At 59.2% G+C, this 16018-nt stretch carries 16 protein-coding genes and 2 pseudogenes; 8 read left to right on the plus strand and 10 right to left on the minus strand.

The features are described 5' to 3' along the window. Positions 1-62: 62 nt before the first annotated feature. Positions 63-338: a hypothetical protein gene (locus RI103_RS33365; protein WP_310819401.1), complete on the minus strand. Its 276-nt coding sequence runs from the start codon at positions 336-338 to the stop codon at positions 63-65. On the opposite strand from RI103_RS33365, the gene RI103_RS33370 reads away from it, so the two are divergent. Continuing rightward, positions 249-704 (plus strand): zinc-binding dehydrogenase, encoded by a 456-nt coding sequence (locus RI103_RS33370; protein WP_310819352.1) that lies wholly within the window; start codon positions 249-251, stop codon positions 702-704. The genes RI103_RS33365 and RI103_RS33370 overlap by 90 nt on opposite strands. Positions 705-822: 118 nt before the next feature. On the opposite strand, the gene RI103_RS33375 is transcribed toward RI103_RS33370, so the two are convergent. Then, positions 823-2052 (minus strand): Nramp family divalent metal transporter, encoded by a 1230-nt coding sequence (locus RI103_RS33375; RefSeq protein WP_310819353.1) that lies wholly within the window; start codon positions 2050-2052, stop codon positions 823-825. 740 nt (positions 2053-2792) lie between these two features. Here RI103_RS33375 and RI103_RS33380 point away from each other — a divergent pair. Beyond that, the gene (locus RI103_RS33380) at positions 2793-3017 is read left to right on the plus strand and encodes a hypothetical protein (RefSeq protein WP_310819098.1); all 225 of its coding nucleotides are present in this window, start codon (positions 2793-2795) and stop codon (positions 3015-3017) included. Positions 3018-3191: 174 nt separating this feature from the next. On the opposite strand, the gene RI103_RS33385 is transcribed toward RI103_RS33380, so the two are convergent. The 3 genes from RI103_RS33385 to RI103_RS33400 all read right to left on the minus strand — a co-directional run bounded on the left by RI103_RS33385 (position 3192) and on the right by RI103_RS33400 (position 5918). Continuing rightward, a complete protein-coding gene (locus RI103_RS33385) occupies positions 3192-3392 on the minus strand; it encodes a hypothetical protein (RefSeq protein ID WP_310819099.1) in 201 nt (66 codons plus the stop codon). 125 nt (positions 3393-3517) lie between these two features. Next, positions 3518-4687: a hypothetical protein gene (locus tag RI103_RS33390; protein ID WP_310819100.1), complete on the minus strand. Its 1170-nt coding sequence runs from the start codon at positions 4685-4687 to the stop codon at positions 3518-3520. Positions 4688-5180: 493 nt separating this feature from the next. Then, positions 5181-5918: an SDR family oxidoreductase gene (locus tag RI103_RS33400; RefSeq protein WP_310819101.1), complete on the minus strand. Its 738-nt coding sequence runs from the start codon at positions 5916-5918 to the stop codon at positions 5181-5183. A gap of 926 nt (positions 5919-6844) precedes the next feature. Here RI103_RS33400 and RI103_RS33405 point away from each other — a divergent pair. Then, complete coding sequence (locus RI103_RS33405) at positions 6845-7030, plus strand: hypothetical protein (RefSeq protein WP_310819102.1); 186 nt, start codon at positions 6845-6847, stop codon at positions 7028-7030. Positions 7031-7701: 671 nt separating this feature from the next. Here the strand turns inward: RI103_RS33405 and RI103_RS33410 are convergent. The 3 genes and pseudogenes from RI103_RS33410 to RI103_RS39760 form a co-directional block, all read right to left on the minus strand. After that, complete coding sequence (locus tag RI103_RS33410; protein ID WP_310819354.1) at positions 7702-8451, minus strand: nitronate monooxygenase; 750 nt, start codon at positions 8449-8451, stop codon at positions 7702-7704. A gap of 111 nt (positions 8452-8562) precedes the next feature. Continuing rightward, positions 8563-8706 (minus strand): annotated as a pseudogene (locus RI103_RS33415) (nitronate monooxygenase); the annotation flags it as partial. A 599-nt stretch (positions 8707-9305) separates the two neighbouring features. Beyond that, positions 9306-9446: pseudogene (locus RI103_RS39760) on the minus strand (IS5/IS1182 family transposase); the annotation flags it as partial. A gap of 710 nt (positions 9447-10156) precedes the next feature. Between RI103_RS39760 and RI103_RS33425 the strand changes: the two are divergent. The 3 genes from RI103_RS33425 (at position 10157) to RI103_RS33435 (ending at position 12642) form a co-directional block, all read left to right on the plus strand. Beyond that, positions 10157-10459 (plus strand): hypothetical protein, encoded by a 303-nt coding sequence (locus RI103_RS33425; RefSeq protein ID WP_310819103.1) that lies wholly within the window; start codon positions 10157-10159, stop codon positions 10457-10459. Beyond that, entirely contained in the window at positions 10460-11497 is a 1038-nt protein-coding gene (locus RI103_RS33430; RefSeq protein WP_310819104.1) for a hypothetical protein, read from the plus strand. It abuts the gene before it with no gap. A 611-nt stretch (positions 11498-12108) separates the two neighbouring features. Further along, positions 12109-12642 carry a hypothetical protein gene (locus RI103_RS33435; protein ID WP_310819105.1) on the plus strand — a complete coding sequence of 178 codons (534 nt, stop codon included), beginning with the start codon at positions 12109-12111 and terminating at the stop codon, positions 12640-12642. Between the two features lie 204 nt (positions 12643-12846). On the opposite strand, the gene RI103_RS33440 is transcribed toward RI103_RS33435, so the two are convergent. Next, positions 12847-13134, minus strand: coding sequence for a hypothetical protein (locus RI103_RS33440; protein WP_310819106.1), 288 nt, complete (start codon positions 13132-13134; stop codon positions 12847-12849). Between the two features lie 386 nt (positions 13135-13520). Next, positions 13521-14219 carry a LysR family transcriptional regulator gene (locus RI103_RS33445; protein WP_310819107.1) on the minus strand — a complete coding sequence of 233 codons (699 nt, stop codon included), beginning with the start codon at positions 14217-14219 and terminating at the stop codon, positions 13521-13523. 138 nt (positions 14220-14357) lie between these two features. On the opposite strand from RI103_RS33445, the gene RI103_RS33450 reads away from it, so the two are divergent. Together RI103_RS33450 and RI103_RS33455 are read left to right on the plus strand one after the other, a co-directional pair. After that, positions 14358-15122 (plus strand): SDR family oxidoreductase, encoded by a 765-nt coding sequence (locus RI103_RS33450; RefSeq protein ID WP_310819108.1) that lies wholly within the window; start codon positions 14358-14360, stop codon positions 15120-15122. A 71-nt stretch (positions 15123-15193) separates the two neighbouring features. After that, positions 15194-15985, plus strand: coding sequence for an SDR family oxidoreductase (locus RI103_RS33455; RefSeq protein ID WP_310819109.1), 792 nt, complete (start codon positions 15194-15196; stop codon positions 15983-15985). Positions 15986-16018: the final 33 nt, after the last annotated feature.

Genomic DNA, 16018 nt, shown 5'->3' on the forward strand with positions numbered 1-16018 from the left:
CCCGAAGTCGAGTGCGAGTTGGCCTTTCTGCGCGAGCTTGTCTTCGGCTTTCGGGTCTTCGGTTACGAAAACACCCACCACGCCGATGCCACCTCGCGCGTCCGCCCGCGAAGATGGACGCCGTGGCGGCGGGTGCCGTGCCGCTGGCGGCACTGACCGCACGGCAGGGACTTTTCGATCACGGTGGCTTGCAAGCCGGTGAACGCGTGCTGATTCATGCTGGCGCCGGCGGCGTCGGACATTTTGCCGTGCAGTTCGCTAAAGAAAAGGGTGCCGAAGTATTCGCCACCGCGTCCGGCGACGCAGTCGGATTCGTCCGCGCGCTCGGCGCCGACCACGCGATCGACTATCACACACAACGATTCGAAGCGTCGGCGCCCTCCATGGATCTGGTTTTCGATCTCATAGGCGGTGACACGCAGCGCCGATCCTGGGCTGTCGCGGCGGCGGGCGGCGCATTGATTTCGACGCTCACTGAGCCGTCCCAGACCGAGGCGGCCGCACATGGCGCACGCGCCGCGCGTTACACCGCTCGGCCTGATGGCACTCAACTGTCAGAGATCGCGTCGCTGATCGACGCGCGCGCGGTACGGGTGGTCGTTGCGGAAACCTACCTGTTCGATGCGACGGCCGACGCGCTCGCGAGACTCGATAAAGGACATGTACAAGGGACGGTTGTTGTCGAGGTCTCTCGGGCAACGTAAGTCAGAACAGCGGCCGACGGTAGCATGCGACTACAGGACGCAATCACGCTGCGTTGCCGACCATGACTGGAGCCTGGCTTTCTACCGAACCTCAACGGGGCTACCTGGCTCCTTTGCCTCAGGTCGGCCAGAACATGCCGACTGCTGCCAGCCCCATCACTGCCGTTGCCAGCCATCCAATCCACAACAGAAGGCCTTTCAAGGCGAACTTCCCCATCACTTCGCGGCTCGCTGCCATCAACATTACAAGCGCCATGATGGGCACGGCTGCGATCCCGTTGATGACAGCACTCCAGTACAGCGCCTTGATTGGATCAAAGTGGGCAAATGTCAGGGCGACGCCACCGAGCGTCGCCACTGCAATCACGGCATAGAACTGCTTCGCCAGATTGACCTGGAGCGCAAGACTGTTGCGCCATTTCATTGCACCCGCCGCCGCGTAGGCAGCTGAGCCCGCGAGAACAGGCAATGCAAGCAGGCCCGTCCCGACGATTCCAAGACTGAACAGGGCAAACGCCATTTCTCCGGCGATTGGCTTAAGCGCACTGGCCGCATCGGCTGTAGTTTTCACCTCGACATGGTGCGCGTGTAGTGTTGCCGCAGCGGAAAGCATGATGAAAAACGCAACGAGGTTCGACATTGCCATGCCGACCCATGTATCGATGTTGATCCGCTTTAGTTGAGCGCTTGCCTGCATCGGCGCACGCAGGAGCGGTTGCTGGGAAGGCTGCGATCGAATCTCTTCGACCTCCTGCGAGGCCTGCCAGAAAAACAGGTATGGGCTGATCGTCGTCCCAAGAACCGCGACAACAGTCGTCAGGTATTCGCCCGAGAATTTGATGGGTGGTACTACGATGGCGAGGCCAACTGCCTTCCAGTCGACCGGAATGACAAACACCATCGCCACATAGGCGAAAAGCGCAAGGGTCAACCATTTCAGGAAACGCGCGTACCGCTCATAGGTAATAAACACCTGCAATAAAAGAGACGTCGTGCCGAAAAGTACAACGTAAAGCTGGACGGGGCCGCCGACCACGAGCCTTGCAGCGGCACCCATGGCCGCGAGGTCGGCCGCGATATTGATCGTGTTTGCAATGAGCAGCAGAAGGACGGCGGCATAGAGGATCGGTGCGGGATAATGGCGACGGAGGTTTGTCGCCAGGCCCCGCCCGGTAACCCGTCCCAGACGCGCGCTCACTGACTGGATTGCCACCATGAGCGGGTAGGTGAGAAGCATTGTCCAGAGAAGTCCGAACCCGAACTGGGCGCCCGCTTGCGTGTAGGTTGCAATTCCACTTGGATCGTCGTCTGCCGCACCGGTTATGAGCCCGGGGCCGAGTCGCTTCATCCACGACCGCTCAGCTTCATCTTCGACAACGAGTTCGGGGTCGATTTGCCTGTCTTCGGTTGTTTTCATGGTTACGGCCCGGTCGTCATGCTGGACGCGCCTATTTGCCGCCCCATTTCTTTTCTGCCGAGCACTTTTCGTGCCGGACTTGTTACCGTGCCGACCGGCTTTCTAAGGCAAAGCGTCCATTGCCCGGTGGTGGGGATCACGAGGCCGGCGGGTAGCGGCCGGGACGGGAACGTCGGCTGCCTGGAGAGAATTGGCCGGTCTGTCCTCGATAGAGCAAAGGTCGATCCTGTCAGCCGGACTACGTTGCGACCCGAACTATAGTCAGCATGACTGACCAAACCTTTCGGCAAGCCGGTGAAGCACGCCGTGCAGTAGGCATTTTTAAATCGGCGTCGGCGCGCAGGACGGGGTGATCTATGCAATGGGCGGGTTCATCGAACAGAATCGCATCGCAACGCCGGACTGTTAGGCCCATGTCGTCTCCGACGATCGCTGGCATGCCATCCATCCTCTGTCGCGGGGCTCGCGCGGTGCCATTTCCGTCGTCGCGGCGAACGGGTTGATTCACGCAATAGGCGGTCGAGATACAATTCCGTGGATTGGCACGAAGTTGGCACGAAGCGTACGATCCGCGGACGGACACCTGGCATACACTGGCGGCCGTCCCCGGTCCGCGTGATCACGCGGCGGCGGTGCTGTTATCCGATACGATCCTGGTAGCAGGCGGTCGCATGGATACCTTCGATTTCAACACCGGCATGCATGTCGGCTACGACGCGAAAACGGATAGCTGGGAGGAGCGTGTGCCGATGCCCACGCCGCGATCGGGACATGGAGGTGCGGTGTGGCGCGGCAGATTCTTCTGCATGGGCGGTGAGGGCACCCGACGCGTCTTCGGCCAGACCGAGGCGTACGATCCGCACAGCGATTCATGGAAGCCTACGCAACGATGCTGACCCCTCGGCATGGGATGGGCGCCGCGATGATCGCGGATGCTATCCACGTGGCAGGCGGTGGCCCGATGAACGGGGGCGCCTTTCAGCGTTCCGTTCACGAGGTACTGGTTGCCTGACTCAGCGAAATCCTGTCTGCGGTCGCCCGAAGCGGCCTCGATGAAGAGCGAATTCGACTCAGGTACGCGCAATTGCTTCAACTTCGCGCATTCTTTTCTTCAGCGCGATTAGACGCAGGCCCAAGCTGCGGATTTCGGCCGGCGGTCTCAACGATTCTATGCGTTCCCTCCAATAGGACATCGGGAGGGGGCCGTTCGCGACGCGCGGCAGCATTCGCTCAAGATACGAAAGTTCATTTTCGACGTAATGGTGGTCCATTGCTGTCCTTGATTCGCTTCGTGGGGTCTTGAGGCGACAGCAATTGTCGTGCCCAACAGCCGCGCGGCGCCATGATGACGCCGCTCATGAAACCGATCAGCGGGTGCCAAGCCCGCCAAACGGTGTCAGCCGCCTGTAACGCGGTCCCAACCGTGCCGTACGGCCGCCTTGAACCGCTCCCACCCGCTCTCCGGATAGCGCGACTCCCAGTTCTCGCGCGCACTCGATTCGACTGCTTGCCAATCGCGGCCGCGGTGCCGCTCATCCTGTCCGAGCGTGGCACCGTGCGTGTAGGCGCGTCGATACTCGTCATACGAGGCGCCAGTATTCGCGTAGTTGGTGTCGTAATCCTCGCGGAATTCATTGTCGCCGTAGGCGTCGTCGGGAGGGGCAGCAATAGCGGGATTTTCCGTAAGGCCCTTCTCCGATGTTGGCCTGGTGTTTGCCCCACTCGTGCTGCCGTCGGGCGTGTACGGTGCGGCGGTTTTTAGAGCGGCATCCGCATCATGAGGCGCACCCGAGAGTACGGTGACGGGCGCGCCTGGTTGCGTCGGCAACTCGTCCACAGGTACTCTCGATCCGAGCCCCTCTGTACGTGTTGTTACCTGCTGCATTCCACCGACCATTTCCGGCCGACCGGACGAAAAGGCAGTGCCGTGCATCACACGCGCTTCGGCAGCGGAGTCGTCGTTGGTAAATGTCCTCGACGCGGCCGGAACCGACGACGCATCACGCGCAACGGCGCGGTCTTCCGTCGGATAGGCCGCGTCCGTAAGCGGCACGTGTCGCGACGATGTGTCGAATTGTTGCCCGGTCGACGGCTCGTATTGCTTTGAGTAATCGTCATCCGTTGAGCCACCCAGATTCAGGGCATGCTCTGAAATTCTTGTCTCCCGGGAACCGGCACGCCACCCTTCGGCGCGCTCTCTGATGTCGGCCGCGCCCGCGCGGCGCATGAGATCGCGGGCCAGGTCGGCCTGCATTTCCGAAACGTCGGCGCTGACAATCGTTCCACCACGGCGGATGAATTCCCTGTAATCCTCCGTCTCCGGTGGATACTCGCCAATCTTGAAGAGCCGTGCAAACAATTGCTCGAGCTGGTCGAATACCGGCTTGTTACGATGTGGGTCGCCGCCGCCCGGTGAATAGATACGTGGTCCGCTCTCGACGGGCGCACTGTTTGACATTGTGTAGAGGGCAATATCGGCTTGCGCGACGCCGGCCTCGCTCAAGGTTTGCTGTGCCGACCGCGCTTCGTCGTAACTATCGAACACGCCTAAAACGGTTTGTCGCATGATTGTGTCCTCCATGATTGCACTTCGGCATGTCGCCGCTGTATGAGTGGCGGTTGCAACGCACGTGCCCGGGCACGGTCAGAAATTCTGACCCCATACCGTCTTGGTCGACTGCCAAGCGACTCGTCGATATCGCGATCGGGTTGTCCCCACAGGTCGCCGAAGCCATGATTTAGTCTGAAGGAAAGCGAACGTGGCGGGCGCCGGCCATGTCATCCACCCGCCCAAGCGATTCGCCGTAACAGAATTCAGTGAGCCTCTCCGACGCAGCGTTGCGTGCAACTCGCAGACCATCAAGTGGAGCCTCGGCGGGACCTGCGACTTCGCAAGGCAGGGCGGTCAGAATGTCCCAGTCGCGCGTTTGGCCAGCTGCGCCTGCAAGCTCTTTGAACAGCGCGCGTTGCCTGTCATCAAGTCGTTTGTCGAGCAAAGGACGATATGCCCACGCGCACTAGCGAGCTCGTGATGTTGGTCATTCAGTCTTTTCGCTTACCTAATGGAATGCCGTGCCGCCGTCCACGGTGAGAATCTGGCCTGTCATCATCTTCGCGCCATCGCTGACCAGGTAAAGGCAGGCGCCAACCAGATCTTCGGGCTGCTCGCGGATGGGGATGCTTTGTGCGGCGAGGGCCTGCGCGATCAGTTCGTCGGAATAGGCTTCGTTGCTCTGAATACCTTTGGTGATGGTGAGACCGGGCGCGATGGCGTTGACGGTGATCCCATCGCGTCCGAGTTCACGCGCAAGGCCCCGGGTCATAATCGCGATCGCGCCCTTGCTGGCGACGTAGTGCAGCATGGGCGGCATGCCGATAAAGATTGTCGCGGACGTGAGATTGATTACTCGGCCCCATTTTCTCTCTCGCATACGCGGAACGACCGCCTGACTGCACAGAAACGGCGCCAACGTGTTGACGGCCATTACCCGCATCCACTCCTCCGGCGAAATTTGTTCGAAGGGGGTCGGGGCCAGTTCGGAAGCAAGCGCCGCGTTGTTGACGAGGATGTCGACCGGTCCATGGCGTGCCTCGATGTCGGCGACGCAGGTCCTGACGCTCGCCGCGTCGGCGACATCGCACTGAGCCTGTTCGACGCCGGCCGTCTTCTCAGCGCCGTCCCATGTGATGTCCACGCCAATGACACGCGCACCGTTTGCACTCAGCGCTTCCGATAGGGCAGCGCCGATGCCAGTCGCCGCGCCGGTCACCATCGCGATCCTTCCATCGAGGCTCATAATTCCTCCTTTCATGCGGCCGCGTCCGCTCGGAATGTACACGTGTTCTTTTACGGATAGACATCTCTGGCACACACCTCAGGCAGCAAGGGATAGACCCGGTCGCGCAACCAAATTCGTTACGTTCGTCATGCAATGCAGCATGCCGTGGAATGCGCTGAAAGCTGCCGCTCGCTTTGCTCCGTGACCCGGAAGAGATGCGTGCCGTTGAACCTCCGACTATGGATTGTGTGCGCTTCCGTTGACAACAGTTGGTCTAGGCGGCTTGGCGAGTATTCGCATTGCTGCTGCAGCGAGCGTCTTCGATGACCTGCATCAGTGCCTCGCAGGAGAACGCTTCTGCAAAGAGACATCGAAGAGCCGGGCAATGTCTCCCTGACTGACAGCGTCTTCCGTCATTGAAACGAGGAAGGCCGCGGAGCGAATGGCGTTTCCCTCTGCGACCATGCGACAGCGCTGCCTTTTATGTCGGGCAGGTTCTCGTCAAGGAAAGTGATTTCAAAAGCGCCGGTACGAAGGAGCCTGAGCGCAAATCCGCCATCGTAGGCCACAGCAGCTCGGTGCCATAGTAGTCCAGTAGGAAAGCGAGACTGTCCGCGACAGATTCATTGTCGTCGGGCTTCGGTCGGATGCTAGGCCTTGAGGACATCGTACAAACATGGGATACGTAGGCGGACCGCATGTGTCGCGATCTAACCCACAGCGCCAGACGGACAGTTGGATCCGAGCCACCGACCGCAGCGCGCACGTCTGTCTACCAGTTCGCACTCGTCGCCATTTAAATCCAATATTTTCAGCTAGTTGTGCGATCGCTTACGGCAGCGCCACCGTTTGGCGCGCACTTTGCTTTGATCCTTATCGAGGAGTGGCGACACCCTCAAAACAAGCTCTGACATTCCTGACTGATTTCCCCTTGGAGAATCGAAATGAACACGCTGGCAATCAAAGACCTCCCCGTAGCCGTTGAGATGGATCGCACTGCAATGACCGCCGTCAGCGGCGGCAGGTTGCCGCAACAGATCGTGAACATCATCCAGGCCGTTGCCGACTATGCAAATGACGCTCCTACCCAGCACAGTTTTACTGGCAGTGGGGCTTCTGTGACGTACTAACAGAAACACGGTGATTTCGCAGCTCAAGGCCCCGCCAACGAGGGGCCTCTTTGAATTCGCTTCCGGTGACTTTATCTGCGCTGCCCCGATATCGACCGTTGCGCCTCAAATCGACGGCTTGTTGTGAGCGTGAGCATTCTTTCTGAGGGCATTACGACCGTTTTCTTGTTGACGATCGATGAGGTAGTAGGCTTCCAGTTCCTCACCAAGTGTGCTCAACTTTTCTCCTCGCAAAACGACGGACTCCCACGCGGACCGCGGACGCGAAACGCCATGACGACGGAGGTGCCAGCACCTTGTTGGCTTAAGTCGCCACCGGTGTGGCGACCGGCAAGCGGCGGCTAAGTCGAATAGTCGTTCCCGAAAATGCCACTTGAACGTACGGACCAGTCAGTTTTCTGCCAGTGAGAGGGCGCAGCGTGACTGGCCGCTGAGGGTCCGACATGCGCCGGAGGCGGAACGATCTACGGCGCACAACCTTGCCCACTCAGTCGGACCGTGTTCTCGCCATCTGCGGCCGTTGGCTCAGGCATTCACAGATTGCCGTGCGACCGGGCGCGACCACTGCGGACCGCCAGGACTGGCCGCTTTCGGACGCCGGAAATTGCTTGCTCAAAGCATCGATAAGCGGGCCGGCCGGTCAGCCGGTAGCAAGGTTGGTTCGCCCATTATCACGACGGCGAGGTGAACTCGAGCCTGCTGCCTTTACGGAGGAGATCGGCCGCCTGTGCCGCCATCGATTGCACGATTGATTCAGCATCCGGGCGGTCTTTTACCAGACCCACAGCCTCTCCGCAGATGACTGCGACCGTATCCAGGTCGTTCTGCGCACGTGCCTGGGCGTATCTCTCAGACAGCGTACCAAAGACGCAGAATGCCTCGGCTTCCCGGTTAGCCCATTCGTCGGCCAGCTTGTTCTTCAGGAAGCGAAGTGAGTATTCTTTCGGCCACGGAAACCCTCGCAGCGCATCGAGCACGTTCGTCCGGATGGTCGAATCGCCGGTCACCCCGATGGCCTTGTCAGTATGTGCCTTTGGGGTGAGCGCTTCGGCCGATGCCCACAGACGCGTCCCGACCACCACCGCGTCTGCACCAAGCATCAGGGCTGCTGCCAGTCCTCTCCCGTCCACTATGCCTCCGGCGGCAACCAGCAAAGTCTCAGGCGAGCGTTGCTTCAAGTAGTCGGCAGCTTCCGGCACAAACGGAAACGTTGAACGGTTTCCTCCGTGCCCCCCTGCCTCGGTGCCCTGTACTACGATCGCTGCGGCGCCAGCTTCCAGGGCCACGTCGATCTGCGACAAGAACTGCACCTGGCAGATCAACGCGGCGCCCGCGTCGCGGATCTCTGCTGCAAACGGTCGAGGATCGCCAAATGAGAGGAACACGCATGATGGTGAGTGTTGTAACGCTTTCGTCAGCATCTCCGGCACGCGCGCCAGAGCCCAGGTGATAAATCCAACGCCGAATTTACCTAATTTCGCACGAGAAAGTTCGGTATCCAAATCAAGGTCCCAACCCTGCGTCCCAGCATAACCTCCGCCAACGATCCCCAGACCTCCGGCGCGACATACAGCCGCCGCGAGCGTCCCGCCAGTGATGAACGCCATTGGCGCACAGATAATCGGATGCTTGATGCCAAAGTGCTCTGTGAAACGTGTGTTAATCATCATGTCTTCCGACGGAACCGCTTGGTTGCGACCTTACCATTCGGATCTCGAACGCGACCGAAATGAGTTTCTGTTTTCCATAGAAGTCTAGTGCAAAGCTCGGGTTGTCGGAGTCATTTGTTAGACGCTAAGCGCCGAGCGTTGTTGTCGACGAGAGACTCCAAAGGACGTTTCACGGTGATTTCGCCGCGATCTTTCTCCACTGTGTCGGCCTTACCTAGAATCGAGAGTCCGCTTGGCACCAATGGTGGTTATGGTGCGGCGTTTGTTCCGTTTACGCGTGGATTGCACATCGGAACCCACGTTTTCAGGTTACGCAGGGAGTGTGGCTGAAGTCTGCGATCGTCTGCAATGGCTCGAAGAACGGCCAGTCGGCGAGTCGGTGGTGAGTGGCCGCAGAGGTCGACCAGCGACATCTGCGTTCGGCACTGATCGGCCAGAATGGGACGTTCGATAATCGGCCCTGCAAAATTCAGTTGCTTGACGCACGAGGCCGATCGGGCATTTTGTCGGAGCAGGAAAGGTTAGGCCGCCGGAAGCGTTCCCGGTGCGCAAGCAGCGGATGCGGCAGGACATTGACGATCGAATGGAGCCAAGGCGAGGACAAAAAAGATGGGCCCCAGACCCAGGCGAACAATCGCACGCAACAGCCACCGCATGTTGTAGCCCGTGGCGCGCAGCACGGCATGCAGCGAGTCGCCGGTTTGCCCTTTGAGCCAGCAGCGACGCACACCGTGGTCGTGCTTGATGGCCCGCGCCACCTCAAGCAGACGGCTGTCGATCGGATACGCAATCGCCTTCTCTCGCACCGTGGTGTCGACAATCACGCGCTCGAATTCGGCCGGCGTCTCCGCCACCTGATATCCGGTCGCGCACAGCCGCTCCTATGATGACGAGTGTGGGCTCGATGAAGGGCTGACGCAAGTGAACCAAAGGTCGACCCGTGTGCAACTAAAGTAAGGATAGCTATACGTTAGTCTACCCATCGACACGGACACGTTCGACGCAGCGTGGATCGTCTCGAACGCTAACGCGCTGCCAGGTCGGCATCGGGGTTACGCATGGGAAGGCGACGCGGTCACAAAGGTGGTAGGCGTCGGTTCTGCAGTCTCAGCCAGATCTCGTCGTGAACGGAGTTATACAGCCGTATAAGCCCGTAAAGCTATCGAGGTATCGCCATATCCCACCGTACGATGGATTCTCCGCCCCTGCGCGGCCTAGACTTCAGTCATCGCGATTGACGTACATCTGACAGCAGTGCGGACACCCTCTGTAGCAGATCGCCGCCCTTCCCTTTCGAGTGCAAACCGCGATGTTGGCCAGCTGCCAGTGTCGTCCGCAGCGCTGTCAGCCTGACCGTCTTCAGTACTAAAGTGCCTCACACAGAAGGAATGACCGTGTCGAATACTATGTACAACTGGATATTTGTCGGCAGCAACGCTTATATGGAGCACGTCCCGTGGCTCGGGCGAAACGTGTATCGGCGAACCGTGGATCTGCGTTGTGGTTCCACAAGCAATCGTCTTGGGTCGGCCCGTCATCGTTCTCGACCACGGTCGCAACCAGCTACAGCCTAGCGGTTGATACCGCCGGCACCAGCACGGTGCAAGTCGTCGACATGATGGGTAACAGCGTCGCGACGCCGTACGCGAACGGGCATATCACCCTGTCTCTCACTGAATCATCCATATACATCGTTAGCGCCAACGCTACCGTCGCCACGGCGGGTGTGACGCTGCCGGTTGGTTACATAGGGCAATAAATGAAACGTCGTCAATTTGTCACCGCTATTGCAGCGGCGGCGGGGCTTTCTGTGGCCCAAGCTCGCACAAGGCGTCACTCCTCCCCGTCATCGCAGCCGCAGACTCAGCCGCAAACGCAGCCCGGAACTTTGCCGTTCTACGGGATCAATATGCATCCGAATTACACGTGGACGCCCCAGCAGATGGCTTCTCACCTTCAGCAGATTGGGGCCAAGGTTATCCGACTGGATACACAGGACACCAGTCCTGGCGTGCTTAGCCGGATTGCAAGCATCGCGACTGGCATCGCAGCGATCGACCCAACTTTCAAGGTGTTGGCGTGTATCACGCCTGAAACCAATTTTGGTCAGTCCGAAGCGCAGAATTATTCGACTGGTTTCGGTCTAGGCGCCGCCGCCGCCAATGCACTTGCGCCGGCTGGCGTAACGGTTTTCGAGTGCGGAAATGAAATGATCTCGCAGCCGGAGATATGCCCTGGCGGCGGCGGGGTGGCGGGCAATCAGCGCGGAGACTACACGCACGGTGCAAACTGGGCCGCGATGCGCGGTCTTATTCGTGGAATGATCGACGGGGTACATTCGGTCAATCCACTGCTCCGTTGTGGTGTGAATTTCACGGAAGTGCAGATAGCCGCGAGCGACATGCTTTGGAACGGCACCGAAAGCGACGGCAGCACCGGGTATCCTCCTGTGCGGTGGGATATCACCACATGGCATAACTACCAATCCTACGGAAGCATGTTCAACATTGGCGGTGATGGCGCCACGAGCTTCGGCAACCTGATCGCGTACATTGCCACGGCGTATGGCAAGCCGATCATGATCACCGAATGGAACTCAAACCCCGAGGCTAGCGACGCGGCAGGATCGGCCTACATGCAGCAGTGGATGACCGATATGTACAACAACCGCGTCCAGTACAACATCGAGCACGTTTCGTTCTATCAAGCGGACGGCGATGCGCCCAATTTTGGATTATTCGTCTTTCCGCAAAAGACCGCGACGTACAAAAACTTTGTCGCGGCTCACCCCGGTTGAGTGAGCGCAGCCCGCTGCGCTATTCCGGCGGCCGCCGCGCCCCATGCCTACTTGGGCTTCATTGCCAACACGGCAAGCGGGTGACGTAGGTCAATCATCGCGTCCAGACGGCTACGAAAGAAATCAGGCGTGCTCATTGGCGACCGCTCCGAAACTCCCAGAATCTTTATCAGATCGATATTGGTTCTGGGAGTTCTATTACTCTCCAACAAACTGCATCGCGAGGCCAGGCGGGGCCTCACGAACTTCTGCAACGCCTACTCGATATCGCCCCCTAAATTGTCGATAGGGCGCGAAAAGATCGATGTCGAGGTTGCATTATGGTGTTTGGGTCGCGTTGCCAGATCCGACCTCTGGACTGCGTCAGTGTGCGTCCAGCAGGCACAAAATTCGATTATTTCAATCGATGGCCGATTGTCCGAAAACCGCGGTGATCAAAAAAATTACAGCGAGGATGCCAACCGATTGCCAAAGAGAAGAGTCGCTTAGCTAAGCAATTGCTGTCAGTACTAGGCGGTCATTCCCTCCACAACATAGGGTCATCACTGGCCGCACAAAAAACCATCGCGTAGACTCGTCGCGAGATAAACCTTAGCTTCAGGGATCCCGAAATGACGCCGTTACGCCAATTGATCGAGACTTATATTCTTGCCAAGGATGGCAACCGCCCGCATCTGATGTCCCGTGCATTCGCTGCTGACTCGGAACTCCTGATGGATGTCAAAACCGACGAGATAACATTTCCGACGACGATGAAAGGCCTGGCTGGCATATCGGCCGTTTTGGTAAGTCAGTTCGCTCAGCGCTATGAAAATATCTATACCTTTTGCATGGAAACTCCGCCTGACGGCGCGACCGCATTTCGTTGCAATTGGCTCGTTTGCATGACGGAGAAGCTTTCGGGTGCAGTGCGCGTAGGCTTCGGGAACTACGAATGGCTTTGTCGAGATGACTCTGGGATGATCTCAAGGCTTAAAATCACGATCGAAGAGATGAGAAATCTACCGAGTGAACTGAGTGACTCGATGTTTGAATGGGCACGCGTGCTCCCTTATCCGTGGTGCCCTCCCGATTTGCTGTTGCGAAGCGCCCCGAGCATCCCGGTAGTGCAAGAGATCGCGTGGAATCTCGCGCGTTGCCAGTAAGGGCCGATTGGCCTTGCTGGAGGTCACTGATGGCCAAACGAGGCGAGTGGTCAAAGAGCAACTTGAATGACCGTTTCGGAAAAGTGCGACCGCCCCCAGTGGGTGACTGCTGCCCAATGCGAATGAACCGGCGTTGCGCAGTACCGCGTGACCAACGTCGGACCGGGTTCGTTTAGGGTTGGTCGACCCGTATGCGGCGGTATTTCAGGCGCTGATATTGATAACCGAGCCGACCGCTGTCGTACCGGAACCGGTGGTGGATTGCGATGACGATGGCGACCAATTCGCCAATGCGCTTACTGCGCCATGCGCGTGACGGTGATGGACGCTTTTGCCAGGACTGCTCTGTGACGTTGCCGCCTTCAGATGTGCTGCAAAACTGGGCTGGCTCGATTCACTCGTGGAGCTTTGGCCTGTCAGCTTCGACAGCCCGGAACCGATGGCGCTGCTCACGCCGCTGAGTACTGTGGCTGCTACACCGATTGGAATCATATTGACATCCTTCAGAAAGGGGCAACCGAAATGCCCACGCTTTCGAACTATACCGAATTTCCCCGTTGCACGGGCATGTCGGCCTCCATTTGCTATCGAAATAACGGCTATCGTTGACGCTTGAGACATCCGGCCGGCGATCAGACTGGACGGCGCTTCGGGTGGCCTGAGCGAACGCAATCACCTGTTGCAGAGTTGGGCGTATGCCGACTGCATCTGGCAGCACGCGGCCAGGAAGCGTCGTTCGCCTACACGCTCGCCTGGACATTTGAGCGTCCGCATGACCGAGGCAGCGGACATTCTCGCGGATTCCGTGTTCGGAGGTTCATTGGCCTTTCCAGACACAATCCGGATCGTGGGCAATGGCGCATGTTCTGGACGCACCTTCAACTCGTCCCCTGCGTGACACCTGTCCAATTTCCGTCATCCCGATCCCATGGGGGCGCTCCGCCGAACGCATCGACCAGGAAATCGATCATTACACGCACTCGGGCGCTCAGGTGTCGACGGCTCGGGTACATGGCGAGTATGTCGATCTCAGGCAGGTGGTACTCAGGCAGCACGTGAACGAGCATGCCGGCACGTAGATCGCTGCCGATCAGGAAAGTGGGTTGCCAGATCACGCCTTGCCCGGCGAGCGCTGCTGCGCGCGCCGTATCGCCGTTATTCGTATGCATGTGACAGTCGACCTTCACCGTGTGAGTCTTGCCGCCACCGTGAATCAGATGCCACTCATCGCCGGTAGCCGCATAGGTGTACCCGATGCAGCGATGCCCGATCAGGTTCACGGGCGCATTGATGCGCAGGCGTCCGCGTGGTTCGACCGACGCGGATGACACAAGCCCCTCTGTCTCGGTGACATCGTCGAGGATGGACTTGCAGCGGGCGTAAAGTGTCTCGCCGCCCTCGGTCAGAGACAGCGTGCGTGACGTGCGATTCAGCAGACGCGTGCCCAGGTGCGCTTCCAGTTCATTCACATAGCGGGTCACGTTGGCGGGCGACGTGCCGAGCGCATCCGCTGCGCGCGCGAAGCCACCACGGCTCACCACCGTCACGAAAACCTCGAAGGCGCGCAGGCGGTCCATGCAACCGTCCTATCATTCACAAAAACTGAGTAATGGGACCATGTTTTAGGCCTTTCCGCCATCAGGACTGAAGCCTATATTGTTTTCACGGGCCAAGGCATAGGGCACTGGGCCGACCAATGAATCAGGAGATGGAACATGCAACGCTTGACGGGAAAAGTCGCCATCGTGACGGGTGCCAGTGCAGGAATTGGCCGCGCTACGGCAAAGCTCTTCGCGAAAGAAGGCGCCAAGGTGGTCATTGCGGCGCGCCGCGTGGCGGAACTTAAAACGCTCGCTGCGGAGATAGTCAGCGACGGCGGCGAAGCCGCGTATCTGGCCGGCGACGTGCAATCGGAGGACTTCGCGAAGGCGCTGGTCGCACTCGCAGTGAGCCGCTTCGGCCGTCTGGACATTGCCTATAACAACGCCGGTACGCTGGGCGAGATGGGCCCGAGCACCGGGATTTCAGAAGCAGGCTGGAACACCGCGCTGGCGACCAATCTGACGAGTGCCTTCCTGGGTGCGAAACACCAGATTCCCGAAATGCTGAAGCAAGGTGGTGGATCGATCATCTTCACGTCGACGTTCGTCGGTTACTCGTTCGCGTTTCCCGGCACTGCGGCCTACGCGGCGAGCAAGGCCGGACTGATTGGTTTGACGCAGGCACTCGCTGCGGAGTACGGCGCGCAAGGCGTGCGCGTCAACGCCGTGTTGCCGGGCGCTGTGGACACGGAGATGTACCGCGGCATGAACGACAGCAGCGAATCGCAGGCGTTCGTGACCGGGCTGCATGCGCTCAAGCGCGTCGCAAAGCCAGAAGAACTGGCGCGTTCGGTGCTGTATCTCGCGTCGGACGATTCGTCCTTCGTGACCGGCACCGCCTCACTGGTCGATGGTGGCGCATCGATCACGCGGACGTGAACCTGCTGGCGACATCCGACGTTCAACCCGATGTCGCCATTTTTACTTCATCCATTGAAAGGAAATCACTCATGGACCTGAATCTGACAGGCAAACTCGCACTGGTGAGCGGCAGCACAGCCGGCATCGGTCTGGCCATCGCCAGCACGTTGGCGCAGGAGGGCGCTCGTGTGATCGTGAACGGCCGCTCCCAGTCATCTGTGGACGACGTGGTCGCGCAGCTGAAAGCGGAGACGGGCAGCGACGTGCAGGGTTTTGCGGGCGATCTCAGTGCGGCCGCTTCAGCAGAAGAACTCGCGCGACGCTATCCGGACGTGGAAATTCTGGTCAACAACCTGGGCATCTTCGAGCCCAAGCCGTTTGAAGAGATCCCCGACGCGGACTGGCAACGGTTCTTCGACGTCAATGTCTTGAGTGGGGTACGCCTCGCTCGCCTGTTTTTGCCTGCGATGAGGCAGGCCAACTGGGGGCGCATCATTTTCATTTCGAGCGAAAGCGGGGTGCAGATTCCAGCTGAAATGATCCACTACGGGATGACCAAAACCGCGCAGTTGGCGGTCTCGCGCGGGCTCGCCGAAGCCGTTGCCGGCACGGGCATCACAGTCAATAGCGTGCTGCCTGGGCCAACGAAATCGCGGGGAGTGGGTGAATTCGTCGAGACCCTTGCAAAGGCTGATGGCAAATCGTTTGAAGCGTTCGAAAAGGAGTTCTTCGAGAAGGTCCGTCCCACTTCGCTCATCAAGCGATTTGGTTCGCCGCAGGAAATCGCGTCGCTCGTAGCCTATATCGCCAGTCCGCTTTCGTCGGCCACGACGGGAGCTGCGTTGCGGGCCGACGGGGGCGTTATAAAGAGCGCCTTCTAGATCCACGCCGGCATTGGGCCGGCTTCTCCAGGT

The sequence above is a fragment of the Paraburkholderia sp. FT54 genome, assembly GCF_031585635.1.
Classification (GTDB): Bacteria; Pseudomonadota; Gammaproteobacteria; order Burkholderiales; family Burkholderiaceae; genus Paraburkholderia.

Coding starts and splice junctions, on each gene's coding strand:
- RI103_RS33455 (WP_310819109.1), top strand. CDS start 15,194: ATGGACCTGAATCTGACAGGCAAACTCGCACTGGTGAGCGGCAGCACA.
- RI103_RS33450 (WP_310819108.1), top strand. CDS start 14,358: ATGCAACGCTTGACGGGAAAAGTCGCCATCGTGACGGGTGCCAGTGCA.
- RI103_RS33375 (WP_310819353.1), bottom strand. CDS start 2,052: ATGAAGCGACTCGGCCCCGGGCTCATAACCGGTGCGGCAGACGACGAT.
- RI103_RS33405 (WP_310819102.1), top strand. CDS start 6,845: ATGAACACGCTGGCAATCAAAGACCTCCCCGTAGCCGTTGAGATGGAT.
- RI103_RS33440 (WP_310819106.1), bottom strand. CDS start 13,134: ATGATTCCAATCGGTGTAGCAGCCACAGTACTCAGCGGCGTGAGCAGC.
- RI103_RS33385 (WP_310819099.1), bottom strand. CDS start 3,392: ATGGACCACCATTACGTCGAAAATGAACTTTCGTATCTTGAGCGAATG.
- RI103_RS33445 (WP_310819107.1), bottom strand. CDS start 14,219: ATGGACCGCCTGCGCGCCTTCGAGGTTTTCGTGACGGTGGTGAGCCGT.
- RI103_RS33400 (WP_310819101.1), bottom strand. CDS start 5,918: ATGAGCCTCGATGGAAGGATCGCGATGGTGACCGGCGCGGCGACTGGC.
- RI103_RS33380 (WP_310819098.1), top strand. CDS start 2,793: ATGGATACCTTCGATTTCAACACCGGCATGCATGTCGGCTACGACGCG.
- RI103_RS33410 (WP_310819354.1), bottom strand. CDS start 8,451: ATGCTGACGAAAGCGTTACAACACTCACCATCATGCGTGTTCCTCTCA.
- RI103_RS33390 (WP_310819100.1), bottom strand. CDS start 4,687: ATGCGACAAACCGTTTTAGGCGTGTTCGATAGTTACGACGAAGCGCGG.
- RI103_RS33430 (WP_310819104.1), top strand. CDS start 10,460: ATGAAACGTCGTCAATTTGTCACCGCTATTGCAGCGGCGGCGGGGCTT.
- RI103_RS33435 (WP_310819105.1), top strand. CDS start 12,109: ATGACGCCGTTACGCCAATTGATCGAGACTTATATTCTTGCCAAGGAT.